Annotated in this window: 22 protein-coding genes; 14 read left to right on the top strand and 8 right to left on the bottom strand. The window is 74.2% G+C overall.

Going from position 1 to position 21,240, the window contains the following annotated elements; translation table 11 throughout:
- Positions 1 to 47 precede the first annotated feature (47 nt).
- Positions 48 to 1,292, bottom strand: coding sequence for a glycosyltransferase (locus ACFQ6N_RS36485; protein WP_380658400.1), 1,245 nt, complete (start codon positions 1,290 to 1,292; stop codon positions 48 to 50).
- A gap of 215 nt (positions 1,293 to 1,507) precedes the next feature.
- Here ACFQ6N_RS36485 and ACFQ6N_RS36480 point away from each other — a divergent pair, with 215 nt between their 5' ends.
- Both ACFQ6N_RS36480 and ACFQ6N_RS36475 read left to right on the top strand, forming a co-directional pair.
- On the top strand, positions 1,508 to 1,774 hold the full coding sequence (locus ACFQ6N_RS36480) for a GlsB/YeaQ/YmgE family stress response membrane protein (protein ID WP_380658398.1): 267 nt from the start codon (positions 1,508 to 1,510) through the stop codon (positions 1,772 to 1,774).
- Positions 1,775 to 2,052: 278 nt separating this feature from the next.
- Positions 2,053 to 2,319, top strand: coding sequence for a GlsB/YeaQ/YmgE family stress response membrane protein (locus tag ACFQ6N_RS36475; protein WP_380658397.1), 267 nt, complete (start codon positions 2,053 to 2,055; stop codon positions 2,317 to 2,319).
- A gap of 49 nt (positions 2,320 to 2,368) precedes the next feature.
- Here ACFQ6N_RS36475 and ACFQ6N_RS36470 read toward each other — a convergent pair whose 3' ends face one another.
- The 4 genes from ACFQ6N_RS36470 to ACFQ6N_RS36455 all read right to left on the bottom strand — a co-directional run bounded on the left by ACFQ6N_RS36470 (position 2,369) and on the right by ACFQ6N_RS36455 (position 5,557).
- Positions 2,369 to 3,331, bottom strand: a complete 963-nt coding sequence (locus ACFQ6N_RS36470) for an ADP-ribosylglycohydrolase family protein (RefSeq protein ID WP_380658396.1) — start codon at positions 3,329 to 3,331, stop codon at positions 2,369 to 2,371.
- Between the two features lie 116 nt (positions 3,332 to 3,447).
- Entirely contained in the window at positions 3,448 to 4,035 is a 588-nt protein-coding gene (locus tag ACFQ6N_RS36465; protein ID WP_380658395.1) for a TetR family transcriptional regulator, read from the bottom strand.
- Positions 4,036 to 4,263: 228 nt separating this feature from the next.
- Entirely contained in the window at positions 4,264 to 4,566 is a 303-nt protein-coding gene (locus ACFQ6N_RS36460; protein WP_380658394.1) for a GNAT family N-acetyltransferase, read from the bottom strand.
- A 49-nt stretch (positions 4,567 to 4,615) separates the two neighbouring features.
- Entirely contained in the window at positions 4,616 to 5,557 is a 942-nt protein-coding gene (locus ACFQ6N_RS36455; RefSeq protein WP_380658393.1) for a class I SAM-dependent methyltransferase, read from the bottom strand.
- Between the two features lie 189 nt (positions 5,558 to 5,746).
- On the opposite strand from ACFQ6N_RS36455, the gene ACFQ6N_RS36450 reads away from it, so the two are divergent.
- The 8 genes from ACFQ6N_RS36450 (at position 5,747) to paaE (ending at position 14,606) form a co-directional block, all read left to right on the top strand.
- Positions 5,747 to 7,009 carry a sensor histidine kinase gene (locus tag ACFQ6N_RS36450; protein ID WP_380658392.1) on the top strand — a complete coding sequence of 421 codons (1,263 nt, stop codon included), beginning with the start codon at positions 5,747 to 5,749 and terminating at the stop codon, positions 7,007 to 7,009.
- A gap of 186 nt (positions 7,010 to 7,195) precedes the next feature.
- On the top strand, positions 7,196 to 7,855 hold the full coding sequence (locus ACFQ6N_RS36445; protein ID WP_380658391.1) for a response regulator: 660 nt from the start codon (positions 7,196 to 7,198) through the stop codon (positions 7,853 to 7,855).
- Positions 7,856 to 8,591: 736 nt separating this feature from the next.
- Positions 8,592 to 10,196, top strand: a complete 1,605-nt coding sequence (locus ACFQ6N_RS36440; RefSeq protein ID WP_380658390.1) for a M20 family metallopeptidase — start codon at positions 8,592 to 8,594, stop codon at positions 10,194 to 10,196.
- A 271-nt stretch (positions 10,197 to 10,467) separates the two neighbouring features.
- Entirely contained in the window at positions 10,468 to 11,526 is a 1,059-nt protein-coding gene (paaA, locus tag ACFQ6N_RS36435; protein WP_380658389.1) for a 1,2-phenylacetyl-CoA epoxidase subunit PaaA, read from the top strand.
- Positions 11,523 to 11,840: a 1,2-phenylacetyl-CoA epoxidase subunit PaaB gene (gene paaB, locus ACFQ6N_RS36430; protein WP_380658388.1), complete on the top strand. Its 318-nt coding sequence runs from the start codon at positions 11,523 to 11,525 to the stop codon at positions 11,838 to 11,840. Before paaA ends, paaB begins: the two co-directional genes overlap by 4 nt.
- A gap of 13 nt (positions 11,841 to 11,853) precedes the next feature.
- Entirely contained in the window at positions 11,854 to 12,816 is a 963-nt protein-coding gene (gene paaC / locus ACFQ6N_RS36425; RefSeq protein WP_380658387.1) for a 1,2-phenylacetyl-CoA epoxidase subunit PaaC, read from the top strand.
- Between the two features lie 53 nt (positions 12,817 to 12,869).
- The gene (gene paaD / locus ACFQ6N_RS36420; RefSeq protein ID WP_380658407.1) at positions 12,870 to 13,433 is read left to right on the top strand and encodes a 1,2-phenylacetyl-CoA epoxidase subunit PaaD; all 564 of its coding nucleotides are present in this window, start codon (positions 12,870 to 12,872) and stop codon (positions 13,431 to 13,433) included.
- Positions 13,434 to 14,606 (top strand): 1,2-phenylacetyl-CoA epoxidase subunit PaaE, encoded by a 1,173-nt coding sequence (gene paaE, locus ACFQ6N_RS36415; protein ID WP_380658386.1) that lies wholly within the window; start codon positions 13,434 to 13,436, stop codon positions 14,604 to 14,606.
- A 97-nt stretch (positions 14,607 to 14,703) separates the two neighbouring features.
- Here the strand turns inward: paaE and ACFQ6N_RS36410 are convergent, their stop codons facing one another.
- Together ACFQ6N_RS36410 and ACFQ6N_RS36405 are read right to left on the bottom strand one after the other, a co-directional pair.
- Positions 14,704 to 15,828 carry an NAD(P)-binding domain-containing protein gene (locus ACFQ6N_RS36410; protein WP_380658384.1) on the bottom strand — a complete coding sequence of 375 codons (1,125 nt, stop codon included), beginning with the start codon at positions 15,826 to 15,828 and terminating at the stop codon, positions 14,704 to 14,706.
- 135 nt (positions 15,829 to 15,963) lie between these two features.
- On the bottom strand, positions 15,964 to 16,335 hold the full coding sequence (locus ACFQ6N_RS36405) for a YbjQ family protein (RefSeq protein ID WP_380658383.1): 372 nt from the start codon (positions 16,333 to 16,335) through the stop codon (positions 15,964 to 15,966).
- A 124-nt stretch (positions 16,336 to 16,459) separates the two neighbouring features.
- Here ACFQ6N_RS36405 and ACFQ6N_RS36400 point away from each other — a divergent pair, with 124 nt between their 5' ends.
- From ACFQ6N_RS36400 to ACFQ6N_RS36390, 3 genes are all read left to right on the top strand, one after another.
- Complete coding sequence (locus ACFQ6N_RS36400; RefSeq protein WP_380658381.1) at positions 16,460 to 17,389, top strand: hypothetical protein; 930 nt, start codon at positions 16,460 to 16,462, stop codon at positions 17,387 to 17,389.
- A gap of 98 nt (positions 17,390 to 17,487) precedes the next feature.
- The gene (locus ACFQ6N_RS36395) at positions 17,488 to 18,012 is read left to right on the top strand and encodes a hypothetical protein (protein ID WP_380658379.1); all 525 of its coding nucleotides are present in this window, start codon (positions 17,488 to 17,490) and stop codon (positions 18,010 to 18,012) included.
- Positions 18,013 to 18,112: 100 nt separating this feature from the next.
- On the top strand, positions 18,113 to 18,862 hold the full coding sequence (locus ACFQ6N_RS36390; protein ID WP_380658377.1) for a peptidyl-tRNA hydrolase: 750 nt from the start codon (positions 18,113 to 18,115) through the stop codon (positions 18,860 to 18,862).
- Positions 18,863 to 18,952: 90 nt separating this feature from the next.
- On the opposite strand, the gene ACFQ6N_RS36385 is transcribed toward ACFQ6N_RS36390, so the two are convergent.
- Positions 18,953 to 19,315 (bottom strand): hypothetical protein, encoded by a 363-nt coding sequence (locus ACFQ6N_RS36385; RefSeq protein ID WP_380658375.1) that lies wholly within the window; start codon positions 19,313 to 19,315, stop codon positions 18,953 to 18,955.
- Between the two features lie 142 nt (positions 19,316 to 19,457).
- On the opposite strand from ACFQ6N_RS36385, the gene ACFQ6N_RS36380 reads away from it, so the two are divergent.
- Positions 19,458 to 21,149 carry an NB-ARC domain-containing protein gene (locus tag ACFQ6N_RS36380; RefSeq protein ID WP_380658373.1) on the top strand — a complete coding sequence of 564 codons (1,692 nt, stop codon included), beginning with the start codon at positions 19,458 to 19,460 and terminating at the stop codon, positions 21,147 to 21,149.
- The last annotated feature ends 91 nt before the right edge of the window (positions 21,150 to 21,240 follow it).

The raw sequence follows: 21,240 nt of genomic DNA, 5'->3' as shown, positions 1-21,240 counted from the left end.
AATCTGTCAGCTGTCATCTGTTCGCCGTCATCTGTTTGCCGCCCGGGCTAGCCGGCTGCCGCGGCCCGTTCCACGGCGGCGAGGACCTTGGCGCCGCCGTCCTCGGTGGCCAGGGTGGTCGCGACGGCCTGGGCACGCGCGCGGTGGTGGGGGTTGTCCAGGGCCTGGCGGATGGCGGTGGCCAGCCGGGCGGCGGTGAGGGTGCGCAGGGGGACGGGGCCCGGGGAGACCCCGAGGGCCGTCAGCCGGGCGGACCAGAAGGGCGCGTCGAGTTGGGCGGGGACGGGGACGGTGGGCGTCCCGGACCGGAGGGCGGCCGCCGTGGTGCCGGCACCCGCGTGGTGGACCACGGCGGCCGTGCGGGGGAACAGCCAGTCGTGCGGGGTGTCGCCGATGGTCAGGACGATGTCGGAGTCCTCGGCGGCCAAGCCGCTCCAGCCCGTCTGCAGGAGCAGGCGGACCCGGGCGGCGCGGGCGGCCGCGAGGACGGTGGCGGTGAGCCGCTCGGGGTCCGGGACGACCAGGCTGCCGAAGCCGACGAAGACCGGCGGCGGTCCGGCGGCGAGGAAGTCGACCAGGCGGGCCGGTGGCTGCCAGTCCGGTCGGGCGGCCGGCCACCAGTAGCCCGCCACGTCCAGCCGGGGGTGCCAGTCGGCCGGGCGGGGGACGACCGACGGCGAGAACCCGTGCAGGACGGGGTGGTTGCGCCGGGTCCTGGCGATCCCGAGCGGCGGCAGGCCGAGTCGGCGGCGCAGTTCGCGGACGGCCGGGACGAACAGCCGGTCGGTCGCGGCTTGGACGGCGTGTCCGGCGAGCAGGTTGCCGGGCCCGCCGAGGGAGCGGGAGCCCGTGACGGCGGGCGCGAACTCCCGGGTGGGTGCGATGGGTTGGAGGAACAGCCCGATGGTGGGGAGGCCGGCCGCCTCGGCGGCGACCTGGCCGAGCGCACTGGTGGTGCTGGTGGTCAGCAGCAGGTCGGTGCCGAGCGCGACGGCCTCCGTGATCCCGTCGCCGAGCGCGGGCATGAACTTTCGGCCAAGCCGGAGGAGCTGGAGTACGGCCGCCGGTCCGCTGCCGGCCTTCAGCAGCCGCCGTCCCTGCTCGGAGGCGAGTTCGGCGCGGGGGTCGACGGGCAGCGGGCGGAACTCCAGCCCGGCGGCCCGGACCGACTCGGCGAAGGTGGCGTGGGTGGCGACGGCCACCTGGTGGCCGGCGGCCCGCAGGCGGACCCCGAGCCCGGTGAAGGGGTCCACGTCGCCGCGCGACCCGGCGGTGGCGATCAGGATGCGCATGGCCGCCATCCTCCCGGTGCCGGCGGTCCGCAGGAAGGACGCCACGCGTGTGCCGTGCTCGGGAGACGGGGGAGGGCGAGGGGCCGGGACAGGGGCCGGTGGCCGGTTTCGGGTCCCGTGCCCTGCGGCGCCGGAACCGGGCGGCGGGCGGTGGCGTCCTTCGGAGCAGAGCGGACGGAACGGGGCCGTCACGCCGAAGACGGGAGGGATGACGGATGGGCATCGTCGCGTGGATCGTGCTCGGCCTGCTGGCAGGCGGGCTGGCCAAGCTGCTGCTGCCGGGGAAGGACCCGGGCGGCCTGATCGTCACCACGCTGATCGGCATCGCCGGGTCCTTCGTCGGCGGCTGGATCGCGTCGCACTTCATGCACCGGTCGGTCTCGGCGCACTTCTTCGACGCGGCGACCTGGGTGTCGGCGATCGGCGGCGCCCTGGTGCTGTTGATCATCTACCGGCTGCTGTTCGGCAACTCGCGTCGCTGAACGGAGAGGTGGCGGCGGGGCACTGCGGTGCACCGACCGGGCGGACCGGGCTTGGCCGGGTGGGCCGACCTAGCGGGCCGGACGGCCGATCGGGGAGCGTCCCGCCGCCGGTTCGCCGGGCGTGTGCCACTCCCGGCCGGTCCGTCCGGGTGGCCGGTTCGCGTCGCTCGGCCGACGTGTGGAGCCCGGCCGGAAACCATGCGGCGTCCTCGTGCGTCCTTCGGACCGGACCCGCTGTCTCGACGGGGCCGTCACGTCGATGACACGAGGGGCGACGGATGAGCTGGATGGCGTGGATCGTGCTTGGCCTGGTGTCCGGGACCCTGGCCAGGATGGCGCTGCCGGGGAAGGGCGAACGCGGGCTGATAGGGACCACCCTGATCGGCATCGCCGGGTCCTACGTCGGCACCTGGATCGTCTCGCACTGGATGCACGGGGCGGTGAAGCTGAGCTTCCTCGACGTGACGACCTGGGTGTCGGCGATCGGCGGCGCGGTGGTGCTGCTGTTCGCGTACGGGGTGCTCCACCGCATCGTCCGGCGCTGACCGGCGGGCACCACCGCGCCACCTGATGTCAGCCGCCGCCCGGGGCGACTCAGCCGACGCCCGGGGCATCCAAGGCGTCCGTGGTACCGGCGGAGACCTCGGCTCCGGAGAGCCCGGCGAACCAGTCCGGCAGCTCCTCCCGGGCGGCGAGCCAGGCAGGGGGGACGTCGGAGAGCCCGGTGCGGGCGGCGACGACCCCGGCGGCGATGGCGCAGGTGGTGTCCTGGTCCCCCCAGCCCTCCAGGGTGTGCCAGATCGCCTCGGGCAGTGAGTCCAGGTGCTCGGCGGCGGACCAGAGGGCGAACGGGACGGTGTCCGGGGCGGAGATCAGTGCCCCGGAGCCGAGCACGTTGGCGGCGTGCCGGACGCTGGTGCGCTCGGGCAGCCGGGCGGCGATCCGCAGTCCGGACCGGACGTCGCTGTCCGGCAGCCCTCCGGCGATCTCGGTCAGCAACTCGGCCCGGCCGGGCGGCGCTTCGCCCCGACTCCGGACGGCGAGCGCGGCCGCGAGGGCGACCGCCACCGCGCCGACGACGGCCTCCGGGTGGAAGTGGGTGGTGAGTGCCTGCAGTTCGGCCTGCCGGGCCACCTCGTCCAGGTCGTCGGCGAACCAGGCGCCCAGCGGGGCGACCCGCATCGCGGCGCCGTTCCCGTACGAGCCCTGGCCCTCGAACTGGCCGGCGGTGACGGCGCGCCAGTCCCCGCCCGCGCCGATCCCGCGCAGCACCCGGTGCATCGACGGCCCGTACTTGCGCCCGTACTCACGCGCGTACTCGGCGGCGAACTCCCGGGCGAGAGCGTCCTGTCGGACCTCGCCGTGGGCGGTCAGGTGGCGGACCAGGACGAGTGCCATCGCGGTGTCGTCGGTCCAGTGCCAGGGGGCGCGGCGGACCAGGCGGGCGGCCAGGGCCGAGGGCGCCTCGTCCACCGGGACGGAGAACCAGCGGTCGCCGAAGGCATCGCCGAGGGCGAGCCCCCGCACACTGTCCAGGACCGGAACGGCCGCACGCATGTCATCCTCCAAGTGAGATCGACTCGTGTGCGGCAGTCTGGCGGACGGTCGGGGCGTCGGCGACCGGATTTCCCTCCGGGGTGCGGACGCCCGGGCCGGCCGCGGGTGGTATCGGGTCACTTGGCCCTGAGGCCGCCGAGGACGAGCTTCCAGACGGCCTCGAAACGGTCGTCGGCGCCCGGGGCGGACCAGGTCGGCGCGTACGCCGGGTCGTGGAACGGCGCGGTGGCGTCGAACACGGCGCGGGAGGTGTTGAGGATGTGGGCGAGCCTGAACTCCTTGCTGTCCACGCCGTCCTGGAAGATCTGCGCGATCTGGCGGACCAGGGTGTCGATGTGCGCGTCGACGATGCCGCTGTTCTCCTCGACCAGCACCATGTAGGTGGCGAACAGCTCCGGGTCGTCCAGGGCCTTCCTCCGCTTGGCCGCGAACAGCGTCGTCAGCCAGCGGTGCAGCCGCTCGGAGGCCGGTCCGCTCTGGACCGAGATGGTGGAGAGCTCCTGGTGCGCCTGGTCCAGCCAGCGTTGGGTGACCGCCTCGCGCAGTGCGGCCTTGCTCGGGAAGTGGCGGTAGACGCTGCTGTGGCTGACGCCGAGGATGCGGGCGACGTCGACGACGGTGGCCTTGGCCGGGCCGAACCGCCGGAGGACGTCCTCCGCCGCGAGCAGGATCTGGTCGGCGGTGAGTGTGGTGTCCGTGGTCACGGGGAGGTCCGTCCTTAGGATCGCGCGGTCGAGGACATGGTGACTCCAGGGGGCGGGTGCGACGCCGGAACAGTCTGGGAGCAGTCAGGGTGACCCGGGTGCCACTATGCCACGACAGCGAACAGATTTCAAAATCTGTTCGCTGTCGTCTGTTATCTGAAAGTTGAAATCTGTCGATTGTCAGCTGTTACGGATAGCGCGGCCCCGCGAGCGCCCCGCACCCGCTCCTCAGTCGGCGACCCGGCTGCGGTTCTCGTACGCGAGGTCGATGTACTCGGGGTGCCTGAGCATCCAGCCCTTGATGAAGGGGCAGGTGGCCAGGACGGGCAGGTCGCGGGCGCGGGCGTCGTCCAGCGCGGCGCGGGCGAGCGCGCTGCCGACGCCCTTCCCCTCGAAGGCGGGCTCGACCACGGTGTGCGGGTAGACCACCAGCTGGTCGCTGCGCAGGTAGTCGGCGAAGCCGGCCAGTTCGCCGTCCACCCAGGCCTCGAAGCGGTTGTGCTCTTCCACGTCACGGACCGAGGGGGTCATCGCTGCTCCTCACTGTCGGAAATCGGGAGCCGGGTCCGGCCCCGGTCCATCATCGAGGTGCCGGGGCCGTCCCGTCCGCCGGTTCGGGCGCCGTGTCCCCGGGCGCCGTGTCCCCGGGCGCCGGGTTCCTGGCCGTCGCGTCCCCGGGCGCTGTCGTCCCGGCGCCGGTGCTCCCGGCCGGGGCGCCCGTTGGCGGCGTCCACTCCTCGCGCCCGCCCGGCGACCTGAGGAGGTAGGCGCGGGCAGGCGGCAGGTTGCGCCAGACCGTGCGCTCGCCCAGTCCGTACGTGGCCTCGAACTGCCGCAGCAGCCGCACCACCGCCCGGTGGCGGGCGCCCCGGCGGGGGCCCGAGGTGAGGGTGCGCGCCGCCGCCGTGCCGAGGTACCCGAAGTACGTCAGCTCGCCGCCGGGCGCCAGCAGTCGCAGGTACAGGTCGAGGATTTCGCGGACCTGCGCGGGCCGGAAGTTGGTGAACGGCAGCCCGGACACGATGGCGTCGTACCGCTCCCCGTGCTCGTCGTGGTCCGGATGCTCCTCGCGCTCCTCGCGCTCCTCGCGGGCCCCCGTGAGGGCGCCCCCCGGCGCCGGGGGCCGGCGGTGCGGCAGTTCCTCGACCCGGCAGGCCGACAGCCGGAGGGTGACCCCCGGGTGGCGGGCCGCCAGCACCGGGTCCTCCCGCAGCCGGTCGGCGAACCGCGGGTTCGGCTCGACGACGTGCAGCCGGTCGCCCGGGCGCAGTGCCTGGACCAGCCGACGGGTCACCACGCCGGTGCCGGCGCCGACCTCCAGCACCGAGATCGGACGGTTCGGGCGGCTGGTGACCGGCACCACCATCGCGTTCACCAGCTCCGGGCCGCTCGGGGCCAGCGCTCCGGTGTCGTGGAAGGTGCGCAGGGTCTCGGAGAGGAACAGCAGCTTGTCCCCGCCGACGGGCGAACTGTACTTCGGTGCAGGGGAGTCGGCGCGGTGCCGGAGCCGTTCGTTCGTCATGCCGTCGACGCTAGGCAGGGCGGAAGCGCCGCGAATCGGCCGGTCAGCGACGCGTGCCCCCGACGAAAGTTCAGGGTTCGCTTGGCCGGAAGGCAGGGGTACCGGGCACTCGACCGCCCCTAGCATCGATCCTACGGACGCGACCACGGTCGGGCGGAAGGCTTTCGGGACGAGGAAGGAAGGTGCCCGATGCGCGGGGGTCTGCTCGACTGGTACGGCCCGGACCACCGGCCCTGGACCGAAACCCTGCTGCTGACCGGCCTGCTCGGCCTGGCCGCCGAGGAGGCCCTGGTCCAGTGGTCCCACGTCGAGGGCCCGTGGCGCGTGGAGCGCACGGTCCTGGCCGTGCTCGCCTCACTCTCGCCGGTCCTGGCCCGCCGCTACCCGGCCGTCGGCGCCGTGCTGCCGGTGCTCACCGCCGGGCTGTTGAACCGGGCCTTCCCCGGGCTGTTCAGCGTCTTCCACCTCGCCTACCTGGGCCGGACCGGTCCGGCGGTGGCCGGTGGAGCGGTGATCGCGGTGGCGAGCGGGGTCGGCGCGGATTCGCCGGCCGACTGGGCCCGCACCGCCGGATCCCAAGTCCTCCTCCAGGCCGCCACCTTGTCCGTCGGCATGTGGCTGCACGGCCGGCGGGTGCTGATCCACGCCCTGCACGAGCAGGTCGACGCGCTGCGCCGTGAGCGCGAGTTGCGCGCCGACCAGGCCCGGTCCGCCGAACGCGCCCGGATCGCACGGGAGATGCACGACGTGCTGGCCCACCGCCTCAGCCTGCTGGTGCTGCACGCCGGGGTGCTGCGCGACCAGGCCAGGGCCGGTACCGTCGCCGCCGACCCGGACCGGCTCGGCCACCGGCTCGAACTGCTGCGCACCACCGCCGCCCGCTCGCTCGACGACCTGCGCGACGTCCTGGGAGCACTGCGGGCCGACCCGCCGGCCGTGCTCGCGGCCAGGGCGGAGCCGTCCGGGCCGGGAGCGCCCGGCGGCGTCGCGGCGCCGGCCCTGCGCGACCTCACCGAACTCGTCGGCGAGGCCACCCAGGCGGGGCAGCAGGTCGAACTGGCCCTCTTCGGGGACCCGGAGACCGTCCCGACCACGCATCGGCTGGCCGTGCACCGCCTGGTTCAGGAGGCGCTGACCAACGCCCGCAAGCACGCGCCCGCGGCGCCGGTCACGGTCCGGGTCGGGTACGGCCTGCCGGCGACCGTGGTGGAGGTCAGCAACGGTGCGGGCGGGGTTCCGTCGGACGGTCCGGGCCGGGGCGGCGGGTACGGCCTGGTGGGGCTGGGCGAACGGGTCGGCGCGCTCGGCGGCCACTTCGACGCGGGTTCGGACGGCGCCGGCGGCTTCCGGCTCTCCGCCCGGTTGCCCGCGCCCGGGCGCCCACCGCAGCCGGTGCCCGAGCCGGCTGTCCCCGCCCGCGCCGACGGCGGCCCGATGCGGCAGCCACCGTGACCCCCGGGCGCCGTCCCGCCCCGCCCGTTGCCCGTTGCCCGTTGCCCGCTGCCCCTGCCCCTGCTGCTGCAACCGCCCCTGCCCGCGCCCCCGCTGCCGCCCGGCCCTGTCGCCCTGTCGCCCTGTCGCCCTGTCGCCCTGTCGCCCGGGCGACGGAAGCGGCAGCCGAAGCCGAAGGACACCCGCATGATCCGAACGATGGTGGTCGACGACGACGCGCTGGTTCGCCTCGGTCTGGTCGACCTGCTCACCCAGGATCCGGCGCTCACCGTGGTCGCCGAGGCCGCCGACGGCCTCCAGGCGGTCGAGATCGCCGGGAGCAGGCGGATCGACGTCGCGCTGATGGACATCCGGATGCCCCGGCTCGACGGCATCGCCGCCACCCGGCGCCTGCGCGAACTCCCCGACGGGCCCCGGGTCATCGCGCTCACCACCTTCGACCTCGACGAGTACGTGTACCAGGCGCTCGCCGCCGGGGCCGACGGCTTCCTGCTCAAGGACACCCCGCCCGCCGAGATCGCCCGGGCCGTCCACGTCGTCGCGGGCGGGCAGGGGATGCTGCACCCGGCGGCCGCGCGGCGCTTGATCGACCGCTACCACCGGGTCGGCGCGCCCCGGTCGGTCACCGCGCGCGGTCGCGTCGCCGGGCTCACCCCACGGGAGACCGACGTGCTGCGCGAACTCGCCGACGGGCTCTCCAACGCCGAGATCGCGGGCGTCCTGGGGATGCGCGAGAGCACCGTCAAGGCGCACGTCAGCCGGATCCTGACCGGGCTCGGCGTCGGCAACCGGGTCCAGGCCGCGTTGCTGGCACGGGACGCCGGACTCGTCGGGGACGGTGCGTGAGCGTGCGGCCGGTGGCCGCGCGGACCGGGGGTGCCGGGGGTGCCGCGCGGACAGTAACGGCGGTGCGGCCTCCGGCCGGGGCGCACGGCGGGGCTCGTCGAGGCACCGCACCGGTCGGTGTTCACACGGGTGTTCCCCGGACGTTCCCTCGGAGTCAGGCCGGGTGCCGGACCGGGCTTCCCTGAGCCGTCGCGTGCCCCCGGTTCGTATCGCGGGCTGAGCCGCTGTCACCCATCCGGCGTGGAAATGCCGTGCCTTGGCCGTTTGCGCTGCCGAACCCGGACGGCGGGTCCATGGTGGAGATGGGCGCGATCCGGCGACCGCGCCCGCGCGCCGATCCAGGCCCGCGCGCCGCGCGCCCGTCGCCGTTCCCCGACGGGTGCCCGAGGCTGGGCCCGGTACCGGCACGCTGGGAGCAGGGCCACCTCGCAGGAAACCGAACGGTTCTTCTAGGCTCACATCTCGGCTTCCCTGCGGCGGTGCGGCCACTGCGCCCGCCAACAGGAGGCCGCCGTCCACGGGGCCCCGGGCGGACCGGGGCCACCGGATCGAGCGAGGAGGACGCAATGCCAAGCACGCCGCCCTACCGTTCCACCGTACTTGGGCCAGACGGACCGTTCCGGAGGGTCGTCGGTCATCCCGGTCGCACGGTGCGGTCCGCCTGGGCCTGGAACCCGGGCGGGGGCGGTCGGCCGGTCCGGCCGCTGAATACCGGCGGCGGCCGCGGAGGCGAGCGTTGAGTCCCCAGATCGTCGGGTCGCCCGCCGTGCCGGGCGCCGCCGCGGAAGCCGACCGAACCCAGATCCCCGTCCCGACCTCGGCGGACGGCGAGGCCCTCGACCCAGCCACTACCGGCGGTTCGGCCATCACCCCGGCCACCACTCCGGCCATCACCCCGGCCACCACTCCGGCTTCTGCCGTGGTCACCACCCCGGCCACCACCCCGGGCACGAGGCCCGCCGGCACCGCGAATGCCGCCGCCGAGGCCGCGGCAGCCGAAGCCGTCGCAGTCGCCGCCGTGGCTGTCGCTGTCGCGAGTACCACGAGCACCACGGCCGCAGCCGTGAGCCCTACGAGTGCCACCAGCGCCACCAGCGCCACCAGTGCCACCAGTGCCACCAGTGCCACCAGCGCCACGAGCGCCGCAGTCGTCGCCACGGTCACCACGGCGCTGCCGGGCCTTCCGCAGGCGCTCAGCGCCCGTGCCCGTACCCTGGCCGGTGCCGTCCGGCGCCGCTGTGTGGACCTGGCGAGGATCGAGTCGCCCAGCGGAGACGCCCCCCGACTCGACGGCCTCGCCGAGGAGTTGGCCGACGGATTCCGGGCCACCGGCGCCACCGCCCGTCGCGAGCCCGGCCCGGCCGGCGACCACCTGGTCCTGGAGTGGGAGGGCAGGGACGAGTCCCTGCCGCACCTGCTGATCGTCGGCCACCACGACACCGTCTGGCCGGCCGGCACCCTGGCGGACTGGCCGGTCACCGAGCAGGACGGCCGGCTCACCGGCCCGGGCGTGGTCGACATGAAGGGTGGACTCGCCATCCTGGAAGGCGCGTTGGCGATGCTCGCCGACCTGGGGGAGCGCCCGCACCGGACCGTGCGCCTGGTCGTGGTCTCGGACGAGGAAGTCGGCAGTCCGGACGGGCGGCGCCTGGTCGAGCGCCAACTGCGCGGCGCGGCGGCGGTGCTGGGGCTCGAACCGCCGCACCCCGACGGCCGGTTGAAGACCGCGCGACGCGGTAGCACCCGGGTCCGGCTCACCGTCACCGGGCGCGAGGCGCACGCGGGCAACGACGCCCACGACGGGGTGTCGGCCGTCGACGAGCTGGTGGATCAGCTGGTGGCCGTCCGGGGCCTCGCCGGGCAGCCCGGTACTGAGCTCAACGCCGGTCGGATCAGCGGTGGTTCACGTGCCAATGTGATCGCCGGCCGGGCCGAGGCCGAACTCGGCCTGCGGTTCTCCACCGCCGAGGCGCAGCGCCGTACGCTCGACCACCTCGCCCGGCTCACGGCGCTCCGCCCGGGCGCCCGGGTGCGGACGGAGGTGCTGTCCAGCCGCCCGGCATGGCCCGAGCGGACCGGAAACCCGCTGCTGCGGCACGTGCGCTCGCTCGCCGCGGTGCTCGGGCAGCAGTTGGACGGTGCCCCGGCGGGCGGGGCGGGCGACACCAACCTGCCGGGTTCGCGCGGGCTGCCGACCCTGGACGGCTTCGGCGCGGTGGGTGCCGGGGCGCACGCCCGGCACGAGTACATCCGGCTGGACCAGATCGCACCCCGGATCGCCCTGCTGGCGGCACTCCTCGCGGTGCCGCTGCCGCGACTGCGCGACCGCGCGGAGGGGTGAGCGGGCCGGCCGGAGGCGCCGACGGCTGACGGCTGACGGCTGACAGGTAACAACCGACAGCGAACAGCCGACAGAGAACAGCCGACAGCGAACAGCGAACAGATGACAGATAACAGCTGACAGATTTCGAAATCTGTCAGCTGTTATCTGTTTCCCGCCTTGCCATCCCTCCGCCCCGCCGCGCAGAATGGTACCGACCGAACGGTCAGTCGGTTGGTGCTCGAGTCTCGGCCGGCCGGCCGCGGACCGGAGCAGGACGTGAGAGGGGACCGTGGTGACAGCAGAGGTGGCCGAACTGGTCCCGGCGCAGGCGCCGGAGGACCGGTTCGAGGCGGTCATCGCCGCCGAGCAGCGGATCGAACCCAGGGACTGGATGCCCGACGCCTACCGGGCCACCCTGATCCGCCAGATCGCCCAGCACGCCCACTCCGAGATCATCGGCATGCAGCCCGAGGGCAACTGGCTCACCCGGGCGCCGTCGCTGCGCCGCAAGGCCATCCTGCTCGCCAAGGCCCAGGACGAGGCCGGCCACGGCCTCTACCTCTACGCCGCCGCCGAGACCCTCGGCGTCGACCGCGCCGAGCTCACCGAGAAGCTGATCTCCGGCCGCCAGAAGTACTCCTCGATCTTCAACTACCCGACCCTCACCTTCGCGGACGTCGGCGTGATCGGCTGGCTGGTGGACGGCGCGGCGATCTGCAACCAGGTCCCGCTCTGCCGGTGCAGCTACGGTCCGTACGCCCGCGCGATGGTGCGGATCTGCAAGGAGGAGTCCTTCCACCAGCGCCAGGGCTACGAGCTCCTGATGACGCTGATGCGCGGGACCGAGGCGCAGCGCCGGATGGTCCAGGACGCCGTGGACCGCTGGTGGTGGCCGTCGCTGATGATGTTCGGCCCCTCGGACGGGGACTCGCCCAACACCGCCCGTTCGATGGCCTGGCGGATCAAGCGGCACACCAACGACGAGCTGCGGCAGCGCTTCGTCGACATGTCCGTCCCGCAGGCCGAGCACCTGGGCGTCACGCTCCCCGACCCCGAGCTGCGCTGGAACGAGGAGCGCGGCGGCTGGGACTTCGGCGAGCCGGACTGGTCCGAGCTGAACCGGGTCATCCGGGGCCAGGGCCCCTGCAACGCCCAGCGGATCGACCGCCGCCGCGCCGCCCACGAGGAGGGCGCCTGGGTCCGTGAGGCGGCCGTCGCCTATGCGGCCAAGCGCTCCGCCGAGCAGTCCGCCGCCGCTGAGCAGCCCGCCCAGCCCGCCCAGCACACTTCGCCCGCCCAGCATGCCCAGCCCGCCCAGCACGTCACGGAACAGGAGAACGGAAAGTGACCGAGCCCACGGCTGTGCCCACGGCCGCGCCCAAGGCCGGCTGGCCGCTGTACGAGGTGTTCGTGCGCCCCCGCCGAGGGCTGAACCACGTCCACGTCGGTTCGCTGCACGCGGCAGACGACCGGATGGCCCTGCTCGCCGCCCGCGACCTCTACACCCGCCGCAACGAGGGCGTCAGCCTCTGGGTGGTCCGCTCGGACGCGATCACCGCCTCCACCCCGGACGAGCGCGACCCGTTCTTCGAGCCCAGCGGCGACAAGGTCTACCGCCACCCGACCTTCTACGACATCCCCGAGGATGTCCCGCACATCTGACGGGGGAACCGCCATGCAGGACGACACCGCCACCCGGGACCACGCGACCACGCGGGACCACGCCGCGACGCGGGCCCACGCCGCCCCCGGCTCCGGGCAGGACGACCACGTCTACCTCGCCCTCGCCGAGGCCGCCCCCGGCCCCGAGGGCGAGGGCCGCTGGGCGTACGGCACGGGCTTCGCCGACCCGCTGCTCGGGGTGGACACCGCCGTGCCCGCCGGGACGGACGGCGCCGACCTCGCCGCGTACTGCCTGATGCTGGGCGACGACGCCCTGGTCCTCGCCCAGCGGCTGATCGAGTGGTGCACCCGGGCGCCCGAGCTGGAGGAGGAGGTCGCGCTCGCCAACCTGGGCCTCGACCTGCTCGGCCAGTCCCGCCTGCTGCTCACCCGGGCTGGTCAGGCGGACGGTTCCGGCCGTACCGAGGACGACCTGGCGTACTGGCGCGAGGACCACGAGTTCCGCAACGTCCGGCTGGTGGAGACGCCGAACGGCGACTTCGCGTACTCGATCGCCCGGCTGCTGTTGTTCGCCACCGCTCGCGGCGCCCTGTACGAGGCGCTGGCCGGGCACCCCGACCCGGTGCTGGCGGCGGTCGCGGCCCGGGGAGTCAAGGAGCTGGCGTACCACCGCGAGTACGCCACCGCCTGGACGCTGCGTCTGGGCGACGGCACGCCGTACTCCGCCGAGCGGATGCAGGCCGGGGTGGACGCGGTCTGGCCGCTGCTGGAGGAGCTGTTCACGGCGCACCCGGTGGAGCTGCGGGTGGGCGTCGACCCGGCGACCCTGCGCGAACCGGTCCTGCGCTCGCTCGCCGCCGTCCTCGTCGAGGCCGGGCTGACCGTGCCGGACGTGCTGCCGCTCGCCACCGTCCTCGGCCGGGCCGGCCGGGACGGCGTGCACACCGAGGACCTCGGTCCGCTGCTCGCCGAAATGCAGGTGGTGGCCCGCGCACACCCGGGGGCGACGTGGTGACCGGCGACGTGGTGGCCGGTGACGTGGTGGCCGGTGACGTGGTGACCGGCGAGATGGTGACCGGCGACGTGGCCGGCGAGAAGGTAGCCGGGGCCTCGGCGACCGACCGCGACCCGGCCTGGGCGGTCGCCGCGACCGTCCCGGACCCGGAGCTGCCCATGCTCACCCTGGCCGACCTCGGCGTCCTGGCCGGCGTCGAGGTGGCGGACGGCACCGTCACCGCCTGGCTGACCCCGACCTACTCGGGCTGCCCCGCCGTCGCCGAGATGGCCGCCGACGTCGACCGCCGGCTGCGCGCGGCCGGGTACCCGGACGTCCGGGTCCGGCTGCGGCTGGACCCGCCCTGGTCCACCGACCTGATCACCGCCGAGGGCCGCCGCAAGCTCGCCGAGGCGGGCATCGCCCCGCCCCGCCCGACCTCCGCCGTCCGGGCGGCCGGGCCGGTCGCGCTCGCCCTCGGCCGGACCCGTACCGCCACCGCCGAGAGCCGGGTGGCCTGCCCGCGCTGCGGCGCCCCGGAGACGGAGGAGCTGTCCCGCTTCGGTTCCACCGCGTGCAAGGCGCTCTGGCGCTGCCGCGTCTGCCGGGAGCCGTTCGAACGCGTCAAGGAGATCTGAATGCCCGCCGCTTCCGCCGCTTCTGCCGCTTCCGCTGCCGACGCCCGGGTGACCGGCATCCGCCCGGCCCGCCGTCCCACCTTCCACCGGTTGCGGATCGACCGGGTGGAGCGGCTCTGCGAGGACGCCGTGGCGGTGACCTTCGCGGTGCCGGACGAGCTGGCGCAGGAGTACGCCTTCCGCCCGGGGCAGACCCTGACGCTGCGCAAACTGGTGGACGGTGCCGACGAGCGCCGCTCCTACTCGATCTGCGCCCCCGTCGGCGGCCCGCTGCGGATCGCCGTCCGGGAGGTGCCCGGCGGGTTGTTCTCGCGGTGGCTGGTGCGCGAGGCGCGCCCGGGCGAGGAGGTGGAGGTCCTGACGCCGTCGGGCCAGTTCACCCCGGAACTCGGCGTCCCGGCCGACCATGTGCTGCTCGCCGCAGGCTCCGGCGTCACCCCGATGCTGTCGATCGCCGGCTCCGTGCTGGCCGCCGACCGCCGCTCCACCGTCACCCTGCTCTACGGCAACCGGCGCAGCGACACCGTGATGTTCGCCGACGAGCTGGCCGACCTGAAGGACCGCTACCTCGGCCGCTTCCAGCTGGTCCACGTGCTCTCCCGGGAGACCAGGGACGCCGAACTGCTCAGCGGCCGTCTGGACCCGGAGCGGGTGCGGGCGCTGCTGGCGGCGCTGGTGGACGTGGGCGGTGTCGGGCACTGGTGGCTGTGCGGCCCGTTCGGGATGGTCACCGGGGCGAAAGAGCTGCTCGCCGAGCTGGGCGTCCCGGGCGAGCGGGTGCACCAGGAGCTGTTCCACGCCGAGGACGAGCCGCTCCCCGAGCGCGACGAGGACTGGGACCGGACCGACCGCGCCGACGGGACGGACGGGACGGACGGGTCGGACGGCGAGGGCGCGCGCAGCGAGGTCACCATCGTCCTCGACGGCCGTGGCAGCACCCTCTCCCTCCCCTGCGACCGCTCGATCCTGGACGGCGCCCAGCGTTCCCGCCCCGACCTGCCGTTCGCCTGCAAGGGCGGGGTCTGCGGCACCTGCCGGGCCCTGGTCACCGAGGGCGAGGTGGAGATGCGCCGCAACTTCGCCCTGGAGGAGAAGGAGCTGGCCGCCGGCTACGTCCTCACCTGCCAGGCCCGTCCGCTCACCGAGCGGGTGACGGTCGACTACGACCGCTGAGCCGCAGGGTCAGCGGTGCGCCGGCCGTACCGCCCGGTCCGGCGCCCGCTCCACCGCCCGGCCCACCGCCCCACCCGCCGCCCGGGCGCCGGGTGGGTCACACGGCGGTCGGCGCGGGCTGCCGCTCCGGGTCGCCGAGCAGCGCGACCAGGTCGTTGACGGCCGCGCGCCCGGCCCGGTTGGCGCCGACGGTGCTGGCGGACGGGCCGTAGCCGACCAGGTGGACGCGCGGGTCGGCGGTGGCCCGGGTGCCGGTGAGGGCGATGCCGCCGCCGGGGGAGCGCAGGCCGAGCGGGGCGAGGTGGCCGACCTCGGGCCGGAAGCCGGTGGCCCAGACGATCGCGTCGACCGTCGTCTCCTCGTCGCCCCAGGCGGCTCCGTGCTCGGTGAGGCGGTCGAACATCGGTCGGCGGTGCAGCGCGCCCAGCTCCTCGGCGCGCCGGTAGGCGACGGACGGGCCGAGCCCGGTCACGCTCACCACGCTGCGCACCGGCAGGCCCTGCCGGACCCGTTCCTCGACCTTGGCGACCACCGCGCGGCCGTACTCGGGAGTGAACGGACCTTCGTGGTAGACGGGTTCGGAGCGGGTGGCCCAGACCGTCGTGCCGACCGCCGCGACCTCGGACAGCACCTGGATCGCCGAGGCGCCGCCGCCCACCACCAGGACGCGCTTGCCGGTGAACTCCTCGGCCCCGCGGTACTCGGCGTAGTGCAGCTGGCGGCCGGCGAAGTGACCGGGGTAGTGCGGGAGGAACGGGCGGGTCCAGGTGCCGGTGGCGTTGATCAGCGCGCGGGTGGACCAGGTGCCGCGGTCGGTCTCGACCAGCAGCCGGGAGTCCGGGCGCTCGGACTCGGCGCGTACGGCGCGCACCTCGACGGGGCGTACGACCGGGAGCGCGTGCCGGGCTTCGTACGCCGTGAAGTACCCCGGTACCACCTCGCGCGCGGGGGCCTCGGGGTCGACCGGCGGGAGCTCGGCGTCCGGGAGGTCGTGGAAGCCGTGGACGGTGGCCATCCGCAGGGACGGCGAACGGTGCGCCCAGGCGCCGCCGGGCTCGGCATTGGCGTCGAGGACGACGAAACCGCCGTCGGCGCCCGCCCGCCAGGGGGCGAAGCCGCGACGGTGCAGGTGGTAGGCGGCGGACAGGCCCGCCTGCCCGGCGCCCACCACCAGGACGTCCACGCGCTGGGGCGCGGTGTTCGTTGCACCGTAAACAGTCACGCCGGTGAAACATCGGGGCCGCGGCGACTGTTCCCGCCGCGTCCCCTCCGCGCCGTTCTCCGCTCCCGGCCTTCGTGATCTTCCGCACGTTTCCGGAGGGCAGCGGGCGTGGAGCGCGCGGGTGGGTCCGGTACGTCAGACGGCGGGGGAGATCACTGCCGCGGTGCCGTAGGCGCAGACCTCGGTGCCCACGTCCGCCGCCTCGGTCACGTCGAAGCGCATCATCAGCACGGCGTTGCCGCCACGCGCCTTGGTCTGCTCGATCAGCCGCTGCATCGCCTCGTTGCGGCTCTCGACCAGCGTCTTCGTCAGACCGCGCAGCTCGCCGCCGATCAGTGACTTCAGCCCGGCACCGATCTGGCTGCCGATGTGGCGGCTGCGGACGGTCAGCCCGAACACCTCGCCGATCACGTGATCGACCCGGAAGCCGGGGATGTCATTGGTGGTCACGACCAGGACGTCGGCGTTCGGGCCCTGCCCGCCGCCGTACTCATTGATGTCAGCCATGGGGCTCATCCTGCCAAGTTCATGCGTCCGAGTGACCAAGGCAGGGCCGGGCGGTGGCCGAGAAGGCTTCCGGAAGGTGGTCCGGACCGGTGATCGGACGCCCGAAAAGCCGTACCGTAGCCCCATGGGCGAGCGAAGCGATCATCCACAGGGGCCGGGCGCGGCGGAGGACTCCGGCGCGCAGGAGATCGAGGCGACGGTGGTGCTGGGCCTGCGGATCACCGACTGGCCGGCCCTGCGCGCGGCCGCGATCAGGGCCGTCGAAGAGCTGGACTTCGACGGGATCGACCCGGCCGGCCAGCGCCGCGAACTGCTGCGCGAGGTCGCCGAGGACGCCAACGCGGCGCTCGGCGCGCTGCTGCACCCGGACCGGCTGGTCGCCGCCATCCCCGGGGTCGAGGCGGTCGGCGGCACGCTGGAGATCAGCGTGACCGAGGACTTCACACCGGACTTCGCCGAGCTGTTCCCGCTGGAGAGCGAGGAGGAGGACGGCGGCGCGGGCGCGGACTGGACGCTCACCCCGCGCACCGCGTGCCTCCTCCACGCCCAGCTGCTCGGCCTGGCCGACGCCGCGTACGACGACCTCGACGAGCACGGGGACGAGCCGGTCGTCGACGGCGAGGACGTGGACTGGACGGTCTTCGCCCGGCTTCCCCAGCGCACCTGGCGGATGCACCGGAACTGGCGCCGCGCGATGGCCCGGGCCTTCGACGACCTGGCCGACGACCTCGCGCTCGGCGAATGGCCGCTGCCGCGCTGCCTGGCCGACGAGATCGCGCTGCGGATGGCGCTGGTGGACGCCAGGGTCCTGCTCGGCGCGCAGCCCGAGTCGGTGGCCGACATGATGGGCGACCTCCCGGCCGACCTGTACGACTACGACTGGGACGGCTGCAACGACGAGCTGTTCGGCGTCTACGGGCCGGACGACGGCGACCCGGAGCTGGCGTCGGAGCAGCGGACCGAGGTGCTGCTGGCGGCCACGCACCCGGAGGGCTGGTTCCTGATGTACGAGGACGCCGAGGAGCGGGACCCGCAGCGCGGCTACCGCCGCTGACCGGGCACCGGCGCTGACCGGGCACCGGAGCCGTCGCGCACCGGCTTCGGCACTCTCGGGCTCCGGCACCCTCGGGCCGGGGCGGTTAGGCTGCGGACATGTCCGATGTGTCTGGTATGCGCGGTGATCCCCCGGCAGGTCCCGGCGGGGCGGACGCTCCCCTGACCGACGGGGAGGAGACCGCGCTGGCCCGGATCGCGCTGGGACTGGACGGCGTGCGGGCGGCGCAGCGCGGCCGGACGGCCGAGGCGCGGGCCGGCTTCGAGGAGCTCTGGGACGAGCTCGGGGAGCGGGACGTCTTCCACCGGTGCGTGCTGGCGCACTATCTGGCCGATCTGCAGGACGACCCGAGGGCCGAACTGGAGTGGGACCGGCGGGCCCTGGCCGCTGCCGACTCGCTGACCGCCGAACGCGCCCGGACGTACGAGTCGGCCCTCCAGGTGCGCGCCTTCTACCCTTCGCTGCACCTCAACCTGGCCTCCGACCACCTCAAGCTCGGCGAGCCCGACCTGGCGCGCGAGCAGCTCGAACGGGCCGTGCGCAGTCTGGACGCGCTGCCCGAGGACGTCTACAGCGCCGGGATCCGGGCGGCGGTCGACGAGCTGCGGCAGCGGCTGCGCTGACCGGGGCGGGCCGAGCCGGCCGGGGCGGGGCTGGCATGCTGGACGGGTGACTTCTCCGTTCGATGCCCCGGCTTCCGCTCCCGCCTCGCCCGCGTCTCCCGTGTCTCCCGTCTCGCCCGCCGCCCCCGCCTCCGGCTCCGGTGCGTCCCCGGCCGCCGAGGACCGGGACGCGCTGCCGCAGTACGTCCTGCCGCTGCTCGTCCGACTGGAGCGGGCCACCCCGCCGGGGCGGACGGACGCGCTGGAGACCTCGGCACGGGCGGTGCTCACGCTGCTGGCCGACCCGCGGGTGACCGAGGTGGACGGCGAGTGGGCCGAGCGGGTCGCGGCCTGGGAGGACGCGCGGATCCGCAAGGTGGTCCGGCGGGCCCGGGGCGGGGAGTGGCGCCGGGCGGGCGAGCTGCCGGGCATCACCGTGCAGGGGCGGGAGGCGGAGGTGCGGGTGTTCCCGCCCGTTCCGCTGGACGGCTGGCCGAAGGAACTCGCCAAGTTGCAGGTCTCCGGGACGGACCTGGAGGAGACGGACGAGGTCGGCGCGCCCGAGCCGGGGCTGCCGGTGCTGTGGCTCAACCCGGGGCTGGAGATGAGCGCGGGCAAGACGATGGCGCAGACCGGGCACGCCGCCCAGATCGCGTGGTGGCGGCTGGACGAGGTGCAGCGCAAGGAATGGGCGGAGTCCGGCTTCGCGCTGGCGGTGCGGACGGCCCCGGCGGATGTCTGGGAGGAACTCGTCCGCAGCGAACTCCCGGTGGTCCGGGACGCGGGCTTCACCGAGATCGCCCCGGGGCCGACCGTCGCAGTGGAAGGCGGCACGCGCTACTGCCCCACCCCGCGCCTGCGGCGCGCGTGAACGCGACACGCTGACCCCGATGCGGCAGCATGGCCGGTCCCGTTCTGCTCCCGCCTTTGACCGGGAGCAGGACGGGACCGGCGACGCCCGTCAGTACGACACGGTGCTGGCACACCCTCCGAGGTCGAGGTTGCAGACGGTGGCGTACGAGGTGATCCCGGCGTCGATGAGCCAGTCGGTGTAAACGGTCACATCGCCGGTGCCGGCGTTCAAGGTGTTGCCGTTGGACTGGTGGAGGGTCACTCCGCACGAGTTGCCGCTGCCGGAGGACACGAAGCCGCGGACCCAGTCGTGCCCGTCCGACCGCCGTTCGACCTGCATGCCCCCATTGCAACCGCGGGCGCTGGCGTAGTAGTTGGTGCTGGCCATCGCCACGCCGGCACCGAGGCTCAGACCAATGGTGCCGATGGCGGCGACGGCGCCGAGGCGGATGGCGGTGCGCTTCCGGATCATCAAGCTCTCCTAGTGTCGGTGGCTGGCTGCCTCGGCAGACTTTGCCCCCGAGTCCCGACTGGAAGCCCGTTTCCCGTACAACTCCGGACACCCCCGGCTAGGGTGTTCGGCCACGACACGGAATGATCAACGGGGGCCCGACGTGAGCCAGTTCGCCATGCCCGATCCGTTACGGGCCCAGGACGTGCCGGAATTCGTACGGCTGCTGGACGAGGCGCGGATCAACGCCGGTCGCCCTTCCTACCGGGCCATCGCCAGGCGGGTCGGCCTGCTCATGCGACCTCCGCGCATCGTGGCATCGTCCACGGTCGGCGACGTGTTCAAGATCGGGCGCCGCCGACTGGACCTCGACCTGGTCGTCGCGATCGTCCGGAGCCTGGGATTTCCGGAATCGGAGGTGGCCCGCTGGCGCGAGGCCTGTGTGCGTGTGCACGCCGATGCGAAGTCCGGCGGACCGACCGGCGTGTTCCGGCAACTGCCCCGCGACTTGTCGACCTTCGTGGGGCATGAGCGGCTCCTGGCGGAGCTGGTGTCGGCGCTGACACCGTGCGGCGCCCCAGGTGGCCCTGCGACGGCCATCGCAGTCCTCGAAGGCATGGCCGGGGTGGGGAAGACCCAGCTGGCCGTCCACGCCGCGCACGCCCTGGTCCGCGACGGTCAGTATCCGGACGGCCAGTTGTACGTGAACCTGCGCGGCTTCGATCCGGTGTACGGGCCGACCGACACGGCGACGGTCCTGGAGTCGTTCCTGCGGGCGCTGGACGTCCCGGCGAGGCAGATCCCCGCCGACCGGGCCGAGCGCGCCGCGATGTTCCGCGACCGGGTACACGACCGCAAGATGCTGATCGTGCTGGACAACGCCGTTGACGAGGGCCAGGTACGGGACTTGATTCCGGCCGGTCCGGCGTGCGGAGTGCTGATCGCCAGCCGTCGCTGCCTGCTTCATCTGGACGGCGTCGAACGGTACGTGGTGGAGCCGTTCGGCGTGGCGGAGGCGGTCGGGCTGCTGGCCCGGACCGCCGGCGTCGAGCGTGTCGCCGCCGAGCCGGAGGCGGCGCGCTCGGTCGTGGCGAGGTGCGGCGGTCTGCCGTTGGCGGTGGCCCTGTCCGCCGCGCGCCTGCGGAGTCGGCCGCTGTGGACGGTGGCCGATCTGGACCGCAGGCTGCGGGACGGTGGACTGCGCAAGCTCGGGGCCGACGCCGTCCACCGCACCGTGGACCTGTCCTACCGTCACCTCTCCGCCGACGCGCAAAGCCTGTTCCGGTCGCTGGCCGCTGCTCCGGGCCCTGACTTCGACGTCTTCATCGCCGCGGCGGTCGCGGATCTGGCGGCCTCCGAGGCGGAGGCGCTCATCGAGGAACTCGTCGACGTCCACCTGGTGCAGCAGCACGTGCCCGGCCGCTATCGAATGCACGACCTGGTGGCCGCCCATTCCCGGGCGGTCGCGATCAGCCGTGTCGACGAATACGACCGGGCTGTGGATCGCGGACTGGACTACTACCTGAACCAGGTCGTCCGTGCCGCGGAGTGCCTCGCCCCCGCAACCGCGGTGACACAGCCGCCGGTGGCGTGTCCGCCGCGATCCGGTCCGCCGTTGGCCGGCTTCGCCGAGGCGATGGCGTGGCTGGAGGACGAGAGGCCCAGTCTGTGCGCGGCGACCGAGCTGGCAGCGCGGACCGGTCGAACCAACCACGCATGGCGACTTCCTCGGGCGCTGTGGTGGTTCCTCTGTACACGGGGGCACACGGACGACTGGGGCGCGGCGAACCGGCTCGCGTACGCCGCGGTCCGCGAGCTCCTGGACACGGTCGTGAACCGCGGCATCCTGGGCTAGGCCCAATGCCGGTGACTTTAGGTCGCTCCTGGTTCGGCGATCGTGACTGTTGTCGGTTCGGGTGGTGGCCAGTCGCGGTGTCGGGCGCGCT

Source organism: Kitasatospora sp. NPDC056446, from assembly GCF_042796115.1.
GTDB lineage: Bacteria > Actinomycetota > Actinomycetes > Streptomycetales > Streptomycetaceae > Kitasatospora.
The sequence above is the reverse complement of the archived record's forward strand: the minus strand, read 5'-3'. Positions and strand labels throughout refer to the sequence as shown.

What these genes read in the sequence shown, in the direction of transcription:
- ACFQ6N_RS36460 (WP_380658394.1), bottom strand. Translation starts at nt 4,566, where the DNA reads ATGACCCCCTCGGTCCGTGACGTGGAAGAGCACAACCGCTTCGAGGCC.
- paaC (WP_380658387.1), top strand. Translation starts at nt 11,854, where the DNA reads ATGCAGGACGACACCGCCACCCGGGACCACGCGACCACGCGGGACCAC.
- ACFQ6N_RS36400 (WP_380658381.1), top strand. Translation starts at nt 16,460, where the DNA reads ATGGGCGAGCGAAGCGATCATCCACAGGGGCCGGGCGCGGCGGAGGAC.
- ACFQ6N_RS36470 (WP_380658396.1), bottom strand. Translation starts at nt 3,331, where the DNA reads ATGCGTGCGGCCGTTCCGGTCCTGGACAGTGTGCGGGGGCTCGCCCTC.
- ACFQ6N_RS36445 (WP_380658391.1), top strand. Translation starts at nt 7,196, where the DNA reads ATGATCCGAACGATGGTGGTCGACGACGACGCGCTGGTTCGCCTCGGT.
- ACFQ6N_RS36485 (WP_380658400.1), bottom strand. Translation starts at nt 1,292, where the DNA reads ATGCGCATCCTGATCGCCACCGCCGGGTCGCGCGGCGACGTGGACCCC.
- paaE (WP_380658386.1), top strand. Translation starts at nt 13,434, where the DNA reads ATGCCCGCCGCTTCCGCCGCTTCTGCCGCTTCCGCTGCCGACGCCCGG.
- ACFQ6N_RS36450 (WP_380658392.1), top strand. Translation starts at nt 5,747, where the DNA reads ATGCGCGGGGGTCTGCTCGACTGGTACGGCCCGGACCACCGGCCCTGG.
- ACFQ6N_RS36455 (WP_380658393.1), bottom strand. Translation starts at nt 5,557, where the DNA reads ATGACGAACGAACGGCTCCGGCACCGCGCCGACTCCCCTGCACCGAAG.
- ACFQ6N_RS36480 (WP_380658398.1), top strand. Translation starts at nt 1,508, where the DNA reads ATGGGCATCGTCGCGTGGATCGTGCTCGGCCTGCTGGCAGGCGGGCTG.
- paaD (WP_380658407.1), top strand. Translation starts at nt 12,870, where the DNA reads ATGGTGACCGGCGACGTGGCCGGCGAGAAGGTAGCCGGGGCCTCGGCG.
- ACFQ6N_RS36385 (WP_380658375.1), bottom strand. Translation starts at nt 19,315, where the DNA reads ATGATCCGGAAGCGCACCGCCATCCGCCTCGGCGCCGTCGCCGCCATC.
- ACFQ6N_RS36405 (WP_380658383.1), bottom strand. Translation starts at nt 16,335, where the DNA reads ATGGCTGACATCAATGAGTACGGCGGCGGGCAGGGCCCGAACGCCGAC.
- ACFQ6N_RS36395 (WP_380658379.1), top strand. Translation starts at nt 17,488, where the DNA reads ATGTCCGATGTGTCTGGTATGCGCGGTGATCCCCCGGCAGGTCCCGGC.
- ACFQ6N_RS36475 (WP_380658397.1), top strand. Translation starts at nt 2,053, where the DNA reads ATGAGCTGGATGGCGTGGATCGTGCTTGGCCTGGTGTCCGGGACCCTG.